Consider the following 17,001-nt stretch of genomic DNA (forward strand, 5'->3'; position numbering starts at 1 on the left):
GATATCGGGAAAACAGAAAATGTTAACACTATAATAATCTCTCAATCTCTTGTAAAAATTAATGCTAAAGCTATTTTAGATATTTAATTATTCGCTAAGATTAATACCGCTTGATGTTGGGTTACGGCGCAATATAAATTGTTCATTTTTTGCCAAGATACTAACTTGCGCCTCCACCCAACCTACAAATAGATCGCTCTCTCCTGTAGGTTGGGTGGAACGTAGTGGAACCCAACACACGATATCGGGAAAACAGAAAATGTTAACACTATAATAATCTCTCAATCTCTTGTAAAAATTAATGCTAAATCTATTTTAGATATTTAATTATTCGCTAAGATTAATACCGCTTGATGTTGGGTTACGGCGCAATATAAATTGTTCATTTGTCGCCAAGATACTAACTTGCGCCTCCACCCAACCTACAAATAGATTATTCATTTCCTACATCTTCGGGAAATTGTATCTCTATCCCTGAACCCCAATCTATATCGTAAATTCCTTTGTTTACATACAAAATGAAACTTGAATAATTCCAATCTTTAGGTGCTTTAACTTATCCATGCTTGACAGGATTATAATGAATATAATCAACATGACGAATGAAATCAATTTCGTCTTGAATTTGATGTTCCCAAAATCTGCGTTGCTAAACAGCTTTTTCACCTTTCTTTCGACGTGATACAGAGATTTTACCTTGATATTGAATATCGCAATGATGGGTAAAATAATTTTTTATTAATCGCCAACGATCCGAAAAATCACTGTCTCCTGGTGGTAACGTCCAAATACAGTGTATGTGGTTTGGTAATATGACAATGGCATCTACAATAAATAGAGATTTGCTCATTACTTCTCTGAATGCTTGTCTTAACAGCAGAATATTCTCTGCATTACAAAGAAATTCCCGGCGGTTATGAGTAACAACGGTAAAGAAAAATGTACCTCCTTCTATCTTGGCTCTGCGATATTCCATAATGCCTATAAACAACTTACAATCCTGAGATAATTCATGCAAGCTTACCCCATTTATTTTCCCGTTTAGCAGTTTCAATACAAAATTATGGAGTTATTTTATGGCTTTAATCAATCAAAGAATAGATGTTCCTGTGATCGTTGATGAATCAAAATGTTTAGAAAAATGCACAGCCTGTATTGAAGTTTGTCCTTTGGATGTATTGGCAAAAAATTCAGAAACAGGCAAAGCCTACATCAAATATGATGAGTGTTGGTTTTGCCTGCCTTGTGAAAAAGAATGTCCAACCAATGCAATTACAGTACAAATTCCATTTTTGTTACGTTAACTATCTGTGGTAAAAATTAATGAATGATGACCTCAAGCATTGGCTAGAAATGTTGCGATCGCCTGACGTGAATGATCGTATAGTAGCTGTCAAAACCTTGCAACATCTAGGCGATGACGAAACAATCGATGCTTTACCTGTCGTAGGGGCGCAGAGAGTAGGAGTTTGAGACAAGTTTTTGCTATTTATGCGGGGTAAAAGACCAATGTTCGTAGTTCGATGCTTTCTCGTGGGGGAGCGTTGGCTGGGCTACTTGGATCTTCAAAGGCTGTATGGGCTGCAAAACGTGCGTGTCCGTCTTCTGCGGAGTCGAAACACTTGATAAATAGTGCCTCGTCTCTGTGCATTTGCGGGAAGTAGAACCATTTATGTTTGGAGTTATATGTAACTCCGTATGTTTCACCAACGCGATCGCGGTACACTAAATCACCAGCTACAAGGTCTGTTATTGCAATGCTTTGTGCGTCACACACTGCTAATGGTGACTCTTGAATTGGTGTTGCCATCGCTCGCCAAACATTGATGATGGCAAATCGTTGTTTTAGTAGCGCATCAATATCATCTATCCCCCGCGCTGCTAGTTCCAAATGGGCGCGAGTATAGCCGGATTTGGCGGTAAAGTCGTTGTGTACACGCTTGGCGGGTTCTTTAATATTATTCTCACCTGGCTTTGACTGATCGGCGTTACGCAGGGTGTGATCGAATATCACTACCTTCGTTGCACCTGTTACTTCTTTTAACAATTGCTCCGCTTCTGGATAGTAGACGCGGTGTACTTCGTCTTCATCGTAAAAGTTGCGGACATTAGTATTATGTCCAGTAAAGGCGAATCCTTCTCGATCTAACGAGATGTTCTCTGAGATAGAACGAGCATTGTAAATTGGCAGTTTGTGCGTCTGATAAGTTGCATTCGTGCGAGGAATCCCGGCCGGTGGTTCGTAAATATAGTTAACAGGCTTTTCTGCCATTGGGATCAGGTAACTGAGGTTAGCCTCTACGTATGGCAGTTCTGCGGAAATCAGTTTGTCTAGAACTTGGTTATTTAAGCTCATAGGTTATCCTATTTTGAATTTTGGTTAATTTCTGTCAATTCATACGTCCTATTTTTGAACTGCACCAAGGGGAACAGGTTCACCAAGAACTTTGGCGAATCTTTCCAAATAGAAGTCTACAGGGTTTGCTACTGCTTGAATTGAGGAGCGATCTTGTACCAGATTCCACCATGTCTGCAAACGAGGTGTTTCTGCTGGTAATCTGAATTTGCGGAAGTGTTCTAAGAGTGGTAAACGCTCAAACCAAGGATAGAAGCTGATATCAACTAGGCTAAACTGATCTCCTAATAAGTAATCACCTTTGCCTAATCCTTCTTGTTCAATATATAGAAGTGCTTCTGTGAACTCTCTTCGTCCTTGTTCCTGTTCTTGGCCATCTTTACCGCGCAGCAATTTGTTAAAAGCTGGGACAAGGCGAGTATTGGCGTAGTCTATCCAAATCCGAGCGATCGCTTTAGCTGCGGGATCGCGGGGTAACAAAGGTGGTTCTGGAAAAACTTCATCTAGATATTCATTGATAATAGCGGATTCATAAATTTCAACATCCCCATGTTTGATAGCTGGAACTTTACCATAGCGCGAAATCTGCGTGTACCCATCGAGTTTGTTCTGTAAGTCAATTTCTATCGGGGTGAAGTCAATGCCTTTTTCCAGTAAGACTACACGAGTCCGTTGAGAGAAAGTAGAGGCTTTGGCGAAGTATAGTTGTATGTTGCTCATGAAATCTTTTCCTTATAATCATCGTGACATGCAGACTATTAGATTGCACAACTCAACCTAAAGCAATAAAACAGAAGCTGTTCATGAGCGATCGCCCACTATGGATGAAATAAACCATTCTGTTTTCTGATTAGTGCAGTTAAATAATTGACTGGCAGGTATCTACGTCAGTTATTATATGATATACTACAGATTGTCAATCGGTTTAATGTATTTTGAATATTATACAGTCTTTCTGAAAATATGCATACCTAATTATTAAGTAGGTAGGCACAAATAAACCTAACTATGTAACGAAAAGTAAAAGCGGTGAAAACCTTGCGATTGCTTGTCTACGACACGCTACGCGAACACTCCACTCCGTTGCGTACCCTGCGGGAACGCCAAGGGCGAACGCAATGACATAGTTATAAATTTTCCCGCCCACTTACTTAGTGCAACTAAATAAATAGCTAGACATACAGCAACTTTGTGAAGTACAGAGGTTGGGGCACAACATTTTGTGCCCCAACCTCTGTACTTCATTTACCTGAAATACGTTTTAATCAGGCGTTTGTGCTTTGGGATTCTTTTTGTTGGCTGTGGCGTTTATTGCTCATTTCAGTGTACGGAAGAGAAAATCTCAAGCAGAGAATACGACGCTGTGCCCCTGTTCCTCTAGGGCTTTCACGCTCTTGCTAAGTTTATTGTAAAGACCTCTTGATTTTTATCACCGATTGTGAGAAAGTCTGATTTAATATCTATAAAACACGGTAAACCGATAAATTTACAGTATATTATAGCTTGACTGGAAGCAAGCCGTGAGTCCCTTAACAGAAATAAAGATGTTTATTGTAAATTAGCCTAAGTTTAGAGTTAACAGTTTCTGATAGTATCAAAGATTGAAAAATTTCTGAAGATTTATTGTTAGGAAATACAGATTTTTCGACAATAAATAATGTAATGCGATAAATAGATTACCGAAAAATACAACGAAAATGGGGATTGTTTATCTCAAATTAAAAATGATATAAGTTTTAAAAAAAGTTGAGTTTTATTCATGGACTATATGCATTCAATTAGAAATAGCAAAAGTGAGAATATTAGGTATGGAAAAAAATATTGCTTTCTCACACTAATATTTATTCAAGGAATAGCGATCGCACTCTTATTGATCAATACAACCGCATTGGCAGCCACAGTCAATCCCTGTCCCCAAGGTATGGCGATGATTTCAGGAGGAACGTTCAAAATGGGGTCTGATAATTCCAGTTTTGTGGAGGAGCGATCGCCTAAAGATGTAACTGTGACTAACTTCTGTATTGATAAATATGAGGTAGTGAATTCACAGTTTGGTGAATTTGTCAAGGCAACAGGATATGTGACAGTTGCAGAGCGTCCCTTATCTCAAGAACAGTTTCCCGATTTACCCGATGAGCAGCGATTACCGGGTTCTTTAGTGTTTGAGATGGCAAAACCAGGTGTCAAGCAAGTTTCCTTTCTGAGTTGGTGGCATTGGACTACTGGTGCGAATTGGCAACATCCCTTTGGGACAGACAGTGCGATTGCTAGTAAATCCAACTATCCAGTTGTTCACATAGCTTACGAAGATGCCCTAGCCTACGCCAAATGGTCAGGAAAATCCCTACCTACCGAAGCTCAATGGGAATACGCCGCCCGTGGTGGCTTGGATGGTGCAACATACACTTGGGGAAATGAATATTCTGAACATAGAGCCAACACTTGGCAAGGAATTTTTCCCTTTTTCAACACCAAAGCCGATGGTCACTTGGGCATTGCTCCCGTCGGTTCTTTTGCACCCAATGGTTATGGACTCTATGATATGACCGGCAATGTGTGGGAATGGACTACTGATTTCTTTCAAGTCGGACACGATCGCAAATCCCATCAAATTAATCCTATTGCCTTAAATCAAAGCTTTGATCCCAAAAAGCCCGATGAATCAGAGTTACACGTAATCAAGGGGGGATCATATCTCTGCGCTCCCAATTACTGTAGCCGCTTCCGTCCGGCGGCGCGGGAGTCAGAATCACCGGATACGGGAACGACTCATATCGGGTTTCGGCTAGTTAAAAATTTGGCTTCCAGCACACTACCTTTGATGAGGAACAATAATGGCATCACTGACCAAATGGCACTAAGAAAAGCTATAAGCTTTGCCCTAACTGGTTAAGAGCCTGGAGGCTCTTAACCCATTCTCGGAGGCTCCGCCTCCAGTGGCTTGACCAGAGGCAGAGCCTCTTGGAATACATTCCCAGTCTTCAGACTGGGAACGAGGTGACACAAGCCTTTCGCCTTTTCTTAGTGCCATTCGTACAAGCCCCCAGATTTATCTGTGAAATAAATCCAAAATCCAAAATCTAAAATCCAAAATTGTATGACTGATCCTCACAAGAGAGATTCTTTGTATGTATCTCTCAAGTTAACTTCTGGCGCGATCGCCTTTTTGACAGCCCTGACGCTAATATTTTCTAGTCTCTTACCTCTACCTGCTTGGGCGGACTATGGCGACAAATTGCCATTACCCCAACCATCTTTTAAAGGCAAAATTGGCATTACTTACAAAGAATCCCAGCCAGACTTCCCCAAACCCATTAAGGCTCCAGAAAATGCACCAAACGTGTTGCTGGTGTTGCTTGATGATGTCGGTTTTGGACAAACCAGCACCTTTGGCGGTCTGATCGATACGCCTAATTTAGACCGTCTAGCAGAAAGGGGATTGCGCTATAACCAATTCCACACCACAGCACTCTGCTCTCCTACTAGAGCCGCATTGCTCACGGGACGCAACCATCATTCTGTGAGTACGGGCGTGATTACGGAATTAGCCACAGGCTATCCAGGTTATACGGCAATTCTGCCCAGAAGTGCGGCGACGATCGCCGAAGTATTGCGAAACTATGGATATAACACGGCGGCCTTTGGCAAATGGCACAATACCCCAGACTATGAAACCAGTGCCGCCGGCCCATTCGATCGCTGGCCGACAGGTTTAGGTTTTGAATACTTCTATGGATTTCTAGGTGGTGATACCAATCAATGGAGTCCAGCCTTGGTAGAAAATACCCAACATATTCAGAAACCAAATCGCCCTGATTATCACCTCACCCCCGATCTAGCAGATCATGCAATTAAGTGGATTCGCACCCAACAAGCGATCGCTCCAGATAAACCCTTCTTTACCTACTTTGCCACTGGCGCAACCCATGCGCCTCACCATGCGCCCAAAGAATGGATCGACAAGTACAAGGGTAAATTTGCTCAAGGTTGGGATAAATTACGCGAAGATATCTTTGCTCGTCAGCTAGCCTTGGGTGTGATTCCCGCCGATACTAAGCTCACTCCTCGACCGGTGGAACTCCCAGCTTGGGATTTCCTCACTCCCACCGAGCAGAAAGTTTATGCGCGTCAGGCGGAAGTATTTGCAGGTTTCCTCAGCCATACCGATGCACAAATTGGTAGAGTCATTGACGCGATTGATCAACTTGGTGAATTGGATAACACCTTAGTCTTTTTCATCGCCGGGGATAATGGTGCGAGTGCTGAAGGCGGCTTAACAGGTAGTGTTAATGAATTAAAAGTCTTTAATGACGTAGCAGAAAGTCCTCAAGAAGTCCTCGCAGCTTTAGATGATTTAGGTGGGCCAAAAACCTTCAATCATTTTCATGCAGCTTGGGCTTGGGCAGTGGATAGCCCCTTCCAATGGACAAAACAAATTGCTTCTCACTTCGGCGGAACTCGCAATGGTTTAGTTGTGGCTTGGGGCGATCGCATCAAAAATCGTGGTGGACTGCGGAGCCAATTCCATCATGTAATTGATATTGCGCCTACCATTCTGGAAGCTGTGGGGATTGAAGAACCAGAGGTAGTCAACGGTGTAAAACAACAACCCATCGAAGGTACTAGCCTTGTCTATAGCTTTGATGATCCTGCTGTACCATCCCATCATAAAACCCAGTATTTTGAGATGTTTGGCAATCGTGGCATTTACGATCAAGGTTGGGTAGCCGCCGCCCGTCATGGACGCTTACCTTGGGAGCGTGTCTCCAAAACCACCTTCGATGAAGATAATTGGGAACTATACGATATTACCAAAGACTTCAGTGAAGCCAACGATTTAGCCAAGCAGAACCCCGCCAAGTTAGGGCAACTACAAAATCTATTTCTGAAAGAAGCAAAGAAATACAAAGTTCTCCCCTTGGACGATCGCTTACTTCAACGATTTGATGTCAAAACTCGTTCCAATCTAAGTACAGAACGTAATAGCTTTACTTATTACACATCAGTTGCAGGGATTCCCGAAGGCAGCGCTCCCAATATTAAGAATCGCTCCTTTAGCATCACTGCCGATGTGGACGTTGCGAAAGATAGTACTGAAGGCGTTTTAGTCACCCAAGGCGGACGTTTTGCGGGTTGGAGTTTCTTCTTGGAAGAGGGTAAACCCACCTTTGCTTACAACTTCTTAAATAGCGATAGCACAATCATTCAATCTTCCCAACCAATTGCGATCGGCAAATCCCAAATCAAATTTGACTTTACTTATGATGGTGGCGCTCCGGGAGCAGGTGGTACTGGTAAGCTCTTGATTAATGAGCAGCAGGTTGCAGAAGGCCGCATTGATAAAACTGTAGGCTACCGATTTGGTTTAGATGAAACCTTTGATGTTGGTCAAGATACTGGCACACCTGTGGTAGATACTTACCAAACACCCTTTGCATTCACCGGCAACTTACAGCAAGTCACCCTGGAATTGAAGTAATAGGGACTGGGGATTGGGCATTGGGCATTGGTTATTCTCCTCTGCTCCTTTGCCCCTTTGCGCCTTTGCGTCTCTGCGTGAGAAAAAAATCATGAATGAAATCTTGTCACTAATCGATAAACTCGCACTTTTCACATTTATCGTGTTCACGATGCTGGGTGCAGGGTTAAGTCTCACCGTACAACAGATATGGGAACCACTCCGCAACCTTCGCTTAGTCATATCATCGCTGCTGACAAATTTTGTGCTGGTGCCGCTTTTTGTATATTTATTATTGCAAGTAGTACATTTAAGTGAACCACTCAGAGATGGCTTACTGATCATGGCAGTAGCATCAGGGCCTCCAGCACTACCTAAACTTGCCCACATAGTCAAAGGCAATATAGCTTTCTCGGTGGGATTAATGATGTTGCTAATGCTGGGCACAATTTTTTATATGCCGATTGTATTGCCCTTAGTGGTGGAAGGTGTGCAAATTAACTCCTGGGACATTGCCAAACCCTTATTGTTAATGATGGTCAGCCCATTGATCATTGGGTTATTCATCAAAGCAAAATTGAGTGCGATCGCCCCCATTATCCAACCGATTTTGTTCAAATTATCTAATGCTGGATTGCTTTTAGGTTTGGTTGTCAGGCTGATAGTTCACACTAACGATATCATTGGCTTATTACAAACAGGTGCAATTTTAGTTTGTGCTGTTTTCATAGTCTTCTCCTTTACCGTGGGTTATCTTTTGGGCGGCCCTGGTATCGATACTCAACGAGTGCTAGGAGTCGGAACAGCTCAACGTAATTTTGCCGCAGCATTATTAGTAGCTACAAGTAATTTTGAAGATCCCAGCGTAGTCAGCATCATCATGGTGACGAGTATTTTAATGATGATCGTAGTTCTGATCGCCGGGCCAAAGTTCATAGAACTAGACCAAGGAACGGGTGTAGAGATAGAGCAGGTAGAGGGTTGAAACTCTCCCTAAGAACTGTGCTTGGCAAATACGCTAAGTCAATAGTTTTACCGTATTATGTATTAGATACACAAATATTAGATCAGATAAACAACTATATGTGAGGTAGCAGATGGTTCAATCACAAGCAAGCTTTTTTGATGCAATTAGTCCAACAGCTTTGATGGTAGCTTATACTAGGCAGTTTACTGATATCCCTTATCCTCAGTCTGCACCGTTTGCAATGGGTAAATTTGCTTTACGGGGTTTAGCTCAAAGCATTGCCCGTGAATTGGCTCCTCAGAATATCCATGTGGCGCATTTTGTGATTGATGGAGGAATTCGTTCTGCTACCCGCATAGAACCAGATAATCAACCAGATAGTTTACTTGATCCAGATGCAATCGCTCAAACTTATCTCAACATTCTCCGCCAACCTCGCACTGCTTGGACTTGGGAAGTTGAATTGCGACCTTGGGTAGAAAAATTTTGATTTTCACTCTACTCTAAATATACATAGCAAAGTAATCATTGTAGATTTCTGTATTAGTCATGACTGTGAGTTCTATTTGTTTCTGTTCTTCATCTGTTGCCGAACTCGTAGCCTGGTCTAAGCTTTCTTGGGGGATAAAATCACCACAGTATTCATTCGCAGGTACAGCTGCATTCATCTTTTGGGGATAACTCAATTTGAGATTATTCATGATGGTAATGAATTGGCTGCGACTGCGATCGCTAAATCTGGGATTAAGCCGCTTTTCTTCGCCAATGGTGGAAACAGTACGCCCTTTATAGTCATGGGCAGGATACACCAAGGTATCATCTGGCAAGGTGAATAAGCGTTGTGTCACGACATCGTATAAAGTTCCAGGATCACCTCCCTGAAAATCTGTGCGTCCACAACCACGAATAAATAAGGCATCACCAGTTAATAGATGGGTTTTGTTCACCAAATATGCTATATGACTGGCGCTGTGACCTGGTGTGAAAATCGTTTCGATGATTACCGATCCCACCTCTAAGATTTCGCCACCGACAAGGGAGCGATCGGCTTTTGTCACAGCAGTATTCTGAGGAACGATCACCTGAGCGCCTGTTTGTTGCCTGAGTTTGCCTGCCCCTGTGATGTGATCGGCATGAAGGTGAGTTTCTAGACAGTAGCGTAGCTTTAATCCCAGTTCATCCAATGATTGCAAATCGCGGTCAACTTGCTCTAATACAGGATCAACTAGAACAGCATCTCCTGTCTGCTGATCGGCAATTAAATAAGTGTAACTACTAGTTTCAGGGTCAAAAAATTGCCGAAATAGGAAAGTTGACTGCGGTATCTCTGCACTGCGTAGGCCTAGCCCGTCGTAGACATCGCTTACGCTTAACAAAGGCATCGTCGCAATAGTCCGCATACGCACTGGTAGTGACTGCAACAACGCCTTAGATAATTCCTGCGCCTGTCCCCGTAATTCTGGTACAGCAATAGTTTCCCACAAGTCACCCTTGCGGGGAGTTCCCAAGGTATAAAGCAGCGTCGAAACGTTACCGTCTGCTGCATATAAAGCACCGTGGGTATCTGTATCTAATCCTAAACCGATGGCATTGGGGCGAATTAATTTCTGCGATCGCAAATTAGTAATCAGAGGATGAGGCGATCGCCGATAATCTGCTGCTACCCCTGTACAATTAACTACCCGACGAACGTGCAAGATATGATTAGTTTGGGTTTTGCGCTGGCATACGGTAACAGCTACACCGTCCGGCAAAGCTTGATATTCCCGAATCCGCCCGGCGGCAATGGTGAGTTGAGCAGAATCCAGCATTTGGGTGACAACATCCGCCACTCTTGGGGCAATGCGGTGACGATGCACGTCCCAATAGGGTGTCAAATGACGCAAAAAACGTTGCTGTTCCTCCGTCGGTAGTTTTTGCCAGATTTTCTGAATCATGGGACGCAGAGAATCAATTACTGCTCGCCAGTCGTAGCCTTGGGCAGCAGCAATTTCCACCTCGGCACGTAGCCGACGTAACCAGCCGCGCACACTTTTTGGTGAATTTTCTAGGGTCAAGAAGCAGGGATAAGGTTGAGCCGCTTGATGTTTTAGGGGAAATAATCCTCGTCGGGACACAGCATAAATTTTACCCCGATGTTGGCGATCGCTCAGAGATAAAACCATATCCACCATCGTCAGTCCCGTACCAATTAGCAACACAGGTGCATCAGCATCAAGGTCTGCTAAGGCATCGGCTGACCAAGCATTCCGCAGATAACTTTCATCATTACTGTTGGGGTTTTGAATGGTGGGGGGTGCAGAAGGTGAGTTCCCCAATGCCAACACAACTCTGTCTGCGGCAAAACAGCGACCACTACGCAGAGAAATCATTGCGCCTTTTTCTTCAGGCTGTACTCCTACCACTTCATCGATCAAGCGTTCTAGTCGCACATCACTAGGTGCTGTGGCTTCTGCTTCTGTCAAAACCGATTGAATGTATAAACCATAGACCTTACGAGGTATGAAGGTACTGGCATTGACTTCTTCTGAAAAAAATGCTGTTAACTCATCGCGGTTGTGCTGAAGCCAACGTAACAAATGCCCTGGATCGTGGGCAAATGCACTCATGTTGCCTGCCGATACATTCAGCAAATGACAGTTGGTATCTGTGCTGTAGGCAATTCCCTTGCCGATTTTATCGCTACGCTCAATTAGCTTAATGGTCAGAGGTTGGCTTGCAGTTTTCAATAGATGGGTAGCGACTAGAGAACCACTAAAACCTCCGCCAACAATAGCGATCGTGGTTGGAGTATGGGCAGTTAAAAAACTAGGGTTCATGGCAGTCTTAGTTATAGTCAATAGTTACGCCTATTTCATCAAGTCTATCTACCAGGATTAAACGCATTTCCAACCCAGCCAAAAGAATTAAGACTTTATTACCTCTAAAGTCTTATATTAGGGACTTCCAAAAAATAAATTATGCCATAAACAATAATGATAATCATTTTAGGGGGGTGGTGAAGGGGCAGCCCCTTCACCACCCCCTTTTCTCCCCCCGTAAAAATGATTATCATTCTGTAAAAATCCTGTGTCTTGTTTTTTTTGGAATGATTTATTATTTGGAAGTCCCTAAATAGGCTTACCACCACGACTGGTAAGGAATTCCACACCTTGTTTATCGATGTCCTTGGGAACAGTTAGGGGCATAATCCCGGCTACAGTATGGGTATCTAAAGTTATTCTGCGTTCGCTGAGATTGCCTCCATGCAGCAACCATTTGCAGGTAATCGGCAGGGTTTGCAGCCAAATTTCCCAAGCAATATTACGCTCTCGAATTACTTTGGCAGTCTCAAAACTGTTAGCCAACAAGTTGCAAGCGTGGGTTAACTCTTGGGCACTGTGACGGTAAACTAGAAATACAGGCGCACAGTGCAACGCTTTCGTGCCTTCGTAAAGTCGTCGCTGGGCTTCAAAGGATTCCTCCTGTTTGATTTCCGCTCCAACGTCCCGTCCCTGTCCTTTGGTGATGGCTAAAGTACGGGCTGTTTTGGATTGTTTTGCCTGACGCGCCAGGTTGTCTTGGATGAAGAAGTCATTGCTGCGGCTGATTTCAATCCAAGCTTCTGTATCGTGGACGTAGCTGGAAGCAAGGATTTTCCACACCCACTTTAGCTGGTCTTGGGCATTAGACCAACCAACGGGGGGATCTGCTACGACCATGACTCCACAAACCTTGCTTTTACCTGTCAGATAAACTCGGTCATTATCTCCCCGATGTTCGGGACAAGCAGAACGTCCCTGTTGTCCTTCAATCAGTAATGTACAGATGTGTTTGTTGGTGGTTAGGGTTTCTGTTAACTCCAGTCCCGTCTCAGTTTCCTTCAGTGTAATAACTTGGGGAATAGGAGGTGCTGTACCCTCATTAAATCGATTCCAAAGCCACTCCCACAAATCTGTAGCACTGCAAGGTGTTACTTCTAAGCCAATTTTGGTATTGAGCAGTAATTCCCACTGGATAAATCCTTGCTGAAACCCTTGCAGTAAGAGCTTTTTGAAAAACTCTTCTTGGTAAATGCGCTTATTTCCTGTAATTTGTTCAACTGCCCAAGAGCCGAATTTTCTACATTTTTCAATCAGTCCACCCACAAAATCCTTGTGCTGTGAACCAGCTTCATCATCGCTCGTCCAAGTACAGAAGGCGATTTGGTTCCAGATTTGGCGAGAACCTGCTTCCTTGAGTTGTTCCACCCGCAATTGCTCGTTACGCAACAGTACAGAAACTGGTTTTAGCTGGCAATCGTCTGCTAAGGCAGTAAGTGGGGTTTGGCGTTTGTGAGGTACTCCCTTTTCCTTGATATCTTCCAATCTTTCTGCACTTTTGGGCGAATCTACCTCAACCTGAAGTGCCTGAAATAGACGGTTTAGTAGCTTCCTTTGTCGTCTGCCAAATCGCTCCACATTCTCACCGTCTTTGGGCATTGATGACTGTACACGCCCAATGTTTGTTGCTACTAGCCCTACTTTATTTTGACTGCTGGCAGCAGCAATCTCTGCTAAATTTTTGTATTTGAAGTTGCCTTCCTCATCTGTAATTTCCGTATACGCCAGCTTAGGGCGTTGTTTAACTGGCTCAAATCGTCCCGGTTCACCTGCGCGGAGAGTTTCTTGAGCAATATTAGGCAGTTTACTGGTAGGGCTGACCATTAATTGGTCGCCGTCAAAATCGGCTTGGTGGTATTCCTCGGCATCCTTGGGCTGAATCCAAACTACGTTGCGAGTTTTCTTCAATTCTGGGTCGTGAATGTTACTGTAGAGGCGGATGTTGTCTGAGTTGACGATGGGGTAACGGGTGAGAATGACATCTCCTTCCGGTAGATGGGGTACACAGATTGTGCCACGAGTTAGGCGATCGCATGGCATTGCCATACCCGAATTATGGTTGTATCCTCCCTTAATTGCTAGGTCACGCCATTGATTGGCTATGTAATCGGTAGCAAACTTGCGAAATTTAGGGGTTTCAATCAATTGACCATATTTATCGCTGCGGAGTAGGGAAATCCAGCGAGATTCCTGTGCTTGATTATTAGCATTACCCTCAATTTCGTCAAAAGCTTCTTCTGACTGATCTTGCTGCGATGGCGGAACGCCCGTCACTGAAGCGAATGGCGTTACCAACTAAGTTAGTCAGTAGTCGGCGTAGTTCCAGGCGATCGCCTCTAACCCTAACTAAAGAAGCTTCAGTACCCTTTGTCAAGACAGCTTTGAGAATTAACTGTTTAACACTAGCCAAAGGCATTAGTTCTTGCACTACTTGCTGACATAATTCCCACAGGTCAACCACAAAGAAATCCAAAGTTTTTCCTCCAGCTTCATACTGCTAAACTTCTAATAAGGTATCGACCATTGACAACAAAGTTTGGTTACTCTGAGCCATTTGTTCTAAAGATTCATGCATTGCTGATAAGGTATTGCCAAAAACACCTTTTTGCAGCAACTTTAAGAATTGGTCAGCAGCTATCAACGGAGTTCGCAGGTCGTGAGTGAGGCGGGTCACAAAATCTTCCCGTCGCTGACTGAGGAATAGTTGTTCATCCATACTGTGTTTCAGTCTCAGCAAAGCCCCCACCCTGGCCAGTAATTCCTTCTTATCTACCGGCTTGCGAATAAATTCATCTGCACCTGCATCTAAACCTTTGACGACACTTGATTTTTCAGAACCTGTCACCAGCAAAATTGGGATAAAAGGTAAGTTTGAGTTGTGCTTAATTTGTCGGGTAACTTCATAGCCATCCATATCCGGCATCACTACATCAAGCAGTACCAAATCGGGAGGAGATTCGGCAACTTTTACCAATGCTTCAGCACCACTGTCGGCTATGATCACGTTGTATCCCTTCAGCTTTAAGGTGACTTGCAGCAAGCGGAGGCTGTCAGCTGAGTCATCCACCAGCAGAATTCTTTGGTTTCTTTGTTCTGAAATTATATTCCAAGATAAAGTGTTCATAAAACGCCTTTGATAAACCTAATTTCTTTTGAGCAGAGAAAAAAGTAATAAAGCTAAATTTCGTTGTCAAAAGTGTATTTTCAAGCGCCATGCTGACCACTACACCGCGATGAACATTCATCAGAATTTTCTAGAATTCAAGGCATTGGTCAATATAATTACTAATTCGTAATACTCGCCTCCAACGAGTAGCAAGCTACGTAATTGGTAATTAAGAAACTGGTTATAGTCTCCCATCTCTACAGGTCACAACCTTATGATTGAGGTCTAAATTTCCATGCATAACGTAATTACGAATTAGTAATTACGAATTGTTAATCTGGCTATGTTATGTGTAAGAGCCAAGGTTCTCGCTTAGAAATAAGCTACATCCTCCTCTAAGTGTGATGTGGACACAAGTCAGAATAAACTGTATTGGTTTCAGTTTAACTTCAGTGCTTTTATATTTTTTTATACTTTAGGAAGATTTTTTCAGAGAATTTTCAGATTAAACGATGTCCATTTTGAACACTGGAGTTTTTTCAACAGCTAGTTGAGATGTGTAGCCCTTGATATATGAACTTTTGAACCAATACTGTAAAAACTACTGGTTTCAACCTGGATGAGGTTTAATAACATTGAAATGCCGCTTTGCATCTCAATAGCCACATTTTGGCTGAATAGCTAAAATTTTTCGTCCAATGGAGTAATCCTTTCCTTGAAACCATATTCGACAGTTAAGAAAGTATAGTTACCAAGCTGCTGAGGTAAATGATGGTAGATATTCGAGTAGCAATTATTGAAGACCATAGCTTAACGCGGATTGGAATGCGTAGTTCTCTCAACGAGCAAGAAGGTATTCAAGTCGTGGGTGATGAAGCTACAGCCTCCAATGGGTTGAAACTGCTCCAAAGTACAAAACCAGACATAGCGATCGTTGATATTGGCTTGCCGGATAGAGACGGAATATGGCTGGTGCAGCAGTTTCGGGAATCTCTAGTGTCGGAAACTGCTGCACAGACTAAAGTAATAATGCTTACTTCATTTGCCAAAGAGCAGATGGTACGAACAAGCTTTGTGCAAGCGATGCCTACGGCGGGCTGCGCCTACGCACCCAAGCAGCTGTATTAGCGTTGCGGGCTGGTTTGCTCAATTGAAGTCACTGTACAGTGCTTGGTTGTTAACTTGAGAGGAGAGCAATGTCTACGACGGGGTACGCCTACGCACAGGAATTACCCAGGAGAATCGCCTGCATAACACTGACTTGTGTTGTATACAGGGATTTTCCGCTACCACTCTCTAAGTCGAAATAAGTAGCAAATCGTCGTAGTTTCCCCATCGCCAATTGCAACAAATATTCAAAAGCCTCAGCAGCAACTCGCTGGTTAATGCTCAAGGACTGGCTATTGAGCAAAGCCATTTGTTCACAGGACAAGTTGTTGTCTGCCAACTCTTCTGGTTGTGGAACCAGTAGGTCGGGTTGCTGTATGATTGGGGCCGGTAAGCGAAAGCAGCCTAAAGCCTCAAAATCATAGTCATTGGGGTTAGTAGACAGATGAGAACCTAATAGTACCTGACCACTACGCTTGGAGTTACCGCAATCTAAATGCCAAATGTGAGGGGCAGGGCGATGATTGTTATGCTGGAGTACTTGGGCAATTGACTCTCTGGCTTTGGCATTATCTACACAAGCAGTGACAACAATTAGGGTATTGTAACTGGGGACAAGCCATTCGGGATGGAAAGGTTGAGCGATCGCTGTAACTTCCATCTTCCAAGCCAGCGAGTAGCGCAGCGCCAGGATTTTGGCTTTGTTGAGTCCAATTTCTGCATCGCAGAAGCACTGGCGGAAAACGTTAGCTGACTCAACGCGATCGGCACAAGGTCAGATACAGGATAGGTTGAACGTCTGCATCTTTTGTGCAGTTTTAGAAGTTGCTGACGAACATCGTTAAAGACACGTCCAAGTGTTCCAGCACGGGATACAACACTTGTAAAAGTACAACATGATAACTTACTAAATGACCAAATTACTGAATTTAGTCATTTACCTGAAAAACCAAAACCAGATTTAGATAGTGAGGAAGTTATAAACGATAAGGTAAGCACTTCTAATCAAGAACAGCAGTTAGAGTTACCCCAGATTATCAGGCGAACAATCAGGTTAGAACAGGACATTGATACCAAGCTAGATACGTTTTGCAATGTAAATAAAATTACTAGAGATACTTTCCTTGAAGGTGCATTTATCGTCTG

The 17,001-nt window shown here is 43.3% G+C and carries 16 protein-coding genes and 1 pseudogene; 8 read left to right on the plus strand and 9 right to left on the minus strand.

Annotation, left to right across the window (positions count from 1 at the left end; all coding sequences use genetic code 11):
- Positions 1-433: 433 nt before the first annotated feature.
- Positions 434-976 (minus strand): annotated as a pseudogene (locus V7K62_RS24840) (REP-associated tyrosine transposase).
- 100 nt (positions 977-1,076) lie between these two features.
- Here V7K62_RS24840 and V7K62_RS24845 point away from each other — a divergent pair.
- Complete coding sequence (locus V7K62_RS24845) at positions 1,077-1,304, plus strand: 4Fe-4S dicluster domain-containing protein (protein ID WP_334868783.1); 228 nt, start codon at positions 1,077-1,079, stop codon at positions 1,302-1,304.
- A gap of 19 nt (positions 1,305-1,323) precedes the next feature.
- Positions 1,324-1,473: a hypothetical protein gene (locus V7K62_RS24850; protein ID WP_334868784.1), complete on the plus strand. Its 150-nt coding sequence runs from the start codon at positions 1,324-1,326 to the stop codon at positions 1,471-1,473.
- Positions 1,474-1,489: 16 nt separating this feature from the next.
- On the opposite strand, the gene V7K62_RS24855 is transcribed toward V7K62_RS24850, so the two are convergent.
- Together V7K62_RS24855 and V7K62_RS24860 are read right to left on the minus strand one after the other, a co-directional pair.
- A complete protein-coding gene (locus V7K62_RS24855) occupies positions 1,490-2,356 on the minus strand; it encodes a CmcJ/NvfI family oxidoreductase (protein ID WP_334868786.1) in 867 nt (288 codons plus the stop codon).
- A 48-nt stretch (positions 2,357-2,404) separates the two neighbouring features.
- Positions 2,405-3,076, minus strand: coding sequence for a glutathione S-transferase family protein (locus V7K62_RS24860; protein WP_334868788.1), 672 nt, complete (start codon positions 3,074-3,076; stop codon positions 2,405-2,407).
- A 1,039-nt stretch (positions 3,077-4,115) separates the two neighbouring features.
- Here V7K62_RS24860 and V7K62_RS24865 point away from each other — a divergent pair.
- The gene (locus V7K62_RS24865) at positions 4,116-5,249 is read left to right on the plus strand and encodes a formylglycine-generating enzyme family protein (protein ID WP_334868789.1); all 1,134 of its coding nucleotides are present in this window, start codon (positions 4,116-4,118) and stop codon (positions 5,247-5,249) included.
- Here V7K62_RS24865 and V7K62_RS24870 read toward each other — a convergent pair.
- A complete protein-coding gene (locus tag V7K62_RS24870; RefSeq protein ID WP_334868790.1) occupies positions 5,238-5,387 on the minus strand; it encodes a hypothetical protein in 150 nt (49 codons plus the stop codon). The genes V7K62_RS24865 and V7K62_RS24870 overlap by 12 nt on opposite strands.
- 66 nt (positions 5,388-5,453) lie before the next feature.
- On the opposite strand from V7K62_RS24870, the gene V7K62_RS24875 reads away from it, so the two are divergent.
- The 3 genes from V7K62_RS24875 (at position 5,454) to V7K62_RS24885 (ending at position 9,271) form a co-directional block, all read left to right on the plus strand.
- Positions 5,454-7,835 carry an arylsulfatase gene (locus V7K62_RS24875; RefSeq protein ID WP_334868791.1) on the plus strand — a complete coding sequence of 794 codons (2,382 nt, stop codon included), beginning with the start codon at positions 5,454-5,456 and terminating at the stop codon, positions 7,833-7,835.
- A gap of 91 nt (positions 7,836-7,926) precedes the next feature.
- Positions 7,927-8,799 carry a bile acid:sodium symporter family protein gene (locus V7K62_RS24880; protein WP_298905466.1) on the plus strand — a complete coding sequence of 291 codons (873 nt, stop codon included), beginning with the start codon at positions 7,927-7,929 and terminating at the stop codon, positions 8,797-8,799.
- 112 nt (positions 8,800-8,911) lie between these two features.
- Positions 8,912-9,271, plus strand: a complete 360-nt coding sequence (locus V7K62_RS24885) for a hypothetical protein (protein WP_334868793.1) — start codon at positions 8,912-8,914, stop codon at positions 9,269-9,271.
- A 13-nt stretch (positions 9,272-9,284) separates the two neighbouring features.
- Here the strand turns inward: V7K62_RS24885 and V7K62_RS24890 are convergent, their stop codons facing one another.
- From V7K62_RS24890 to V7K62_RS24905, 4 genes are all read right to left on the minus strand, one after another.
- Positions 9,285-11,600, minus strand: coding sequence for an FAD/NAD(P)-binding protein (locus V7K62_RS24890; protein WP_334868795.1), 2,316 nt, complete (start codon positions 11,598-11,600; stop codon positions 9,285-9,287).
- A 291-nt stretch (positions 11,601-11,891) separates the two neighbouring features.
- Positions 11,892-13,937, minus strand: a complete 2,046-nt coding sequence (locus V7K62_RS24895; protein ID WP_442937333.1) for a hypothetical protein — start codon at positions 13,935-13,937, stop codon at positions 11,892-11,894.
- Positions 13,867-14,103, minus strand: coding sequence for a hypothetical protein (locus V7K62_RS24900; RefSeq protein ID WP_334868797.1), 237 nt, complete (start codon positions 14,101-14,103; stop codon positions 13,867-13,869). Before V7K62_RS24900 ends, V7K62_RS24895 begins: the two co-directional genes overlap by 71 nt.
- A gap of 36 nt (positions 14,104-14,139) precedes the next feature.
- On the minus strand, positions 14,140-14,766 hold the full coding sequence (locus V7K62_RS24905) for an ATP-binding response regulator (RefSeq protein ID WP_334868798.1): 627 nt from the start codon (positions 14,764-14,766) through the stop codon (positions 14,140-14,142).
- A gap of 750 nt (positions 14,767-15,516) precedes the next feature.
- Here V7K62_RS24905 and V7K62_RS24910 point away from each other — a divergent pair.
- Positions 15,517-15,876: a response regulator gene (locus tag V7K62_RS24910; protein ID WP_334868800.1), complete on the plus strand. Its 360-nt coding sequence runs from the start codon at positions 15,517-15,519 to the stop codon at positions 15,874-15,876.
- Between the two features lie 88 nt (positions 15,877-15,964).
- Here V7K62_RS24910 and V7K62_RS24915 read toward each other — a convergent pair whose 3' ends face one another.
- On the minus strand, positions 15,965-16,516 hold the full coding sequence (locus tag V7K62_RS24915; protein ID WP_334868802.1) for a hypothetical protein: 552 nt from the start codon (positions 16,514-16,516) through the stop codon (positions 15,965-15,967).
- Between the two features lie 43 nt (positions 16,517-16,559).
- On the opposite strand from V7K62_RS24915, the gene V7K62_RS24920 reads away from it, so the two are divergent.
- Positions 16,560-16,700, plus strand: a complete 141-nt coding sequence (locus tag V7K62_RS24920; RefSeq protein WP_334868804.1) for a hypothetical protein — start codon at positions 16,560-16,562, stop codon at positions 16,698-16,700.
- The last annotated feature ends 301 nt before the right edge of the window (positions 16,701-17,001 follow it).

The sequence above is a fragment of the Nostoc sp. genome (assembly GCF_036917935.1).
GTDB lineage: Bacteria > Cyanobacteriota > Cyanobacteriia > Cyanobacteriales > Nostocaceae > Nostoc.

Coding starts and splice junctions, on each gene's coding strand:
- V7K62_RS24845 (WP_334868783.1), top strand. CDS start 1,077: ATGGCTTTAATCAATCAAAGAATAGATGTTCCTGTGATCGTTGATGAA.
- V7K62_RS24850 (WP_334868784.1), top strand. CDS start 1,324: ATGAATGATGACCTCAAGCATTGGCTAGAAATGTTGCGATCGCCTGAC.
- V7K62_RS24855 (WP_334868786.1), bottom strand. CDS start 2,356: ATGAGCTTAAATAACCAAGTTCTAGACAAACTGATTTCCGCAGAACTG.
- V7K62_RS24860 (WP_334868788.1), bottom strand. CDS start 3,076: ATGAGCAACATACAACTATACTTCGCCAAAGCCTCTACTTTCTCTCAA.
- V7K62_RS24865 (WP_334868789.1), top strand. CDS start 4,116: ATGGACTATATGCATTCAATTAGAAATAGCAAAAGTGAGAATATTAGG.
- V7K62_RS24870 (WP_334868790.1), bottom strand. CDS start 5,387: ATGGCACTAAGAAAAGGCGAAAGGCTTGTGTCACCTCGTTCCCAGTCT.
- V7K62_RS24875 (WP_334868791.1), top strand. CDS start 5,454: ATGACTGATCCTCACAAGAGAGATTCTTTGTATGTATCTCTCAAGTTA.
- V7K62_RS24880 (WP_298905466.1), top strand. CDS start 7,927: ATGAATGAAATCTTGTCACTAATCGATAAACTCGCACTTTTCACATTT.
- V7K62_RS24885 (WP_334868793.1), top strand. CDS start 8,912: ATGGTTCAATCACAAGCAAGCTTTTTTGATGCAATTAGTCCAACAGCT.
- V7K62_RS24890 (WP_334868795.1), bottom strand. CDS start 11,600: ATGAACCCTAGTTTTTTAACTGCCCATACTCCAACCACGATCGCTATT.
- V7K62_RS24905 (WP_334868798.1), bottom strand. CDS start 14,766: ATGAACACTTTATCTTGGAATATAATTTCAGAACAAAGAAACCAAAGA.
- V7K62_RS24910 (WP_334868800.1), top strand. CDS start 15,517: ATGATGGTAGATATTCGAGTAGCAATTATTGAAGACCATAGCTTAACG.
- V7K62_RS24915 (WP_334868802.1), bottom strand. CDS start 16,516: ATGGAAGTTACAGCGATCGCTCAACCTTTCCATCCCGAATGGCTTGTC.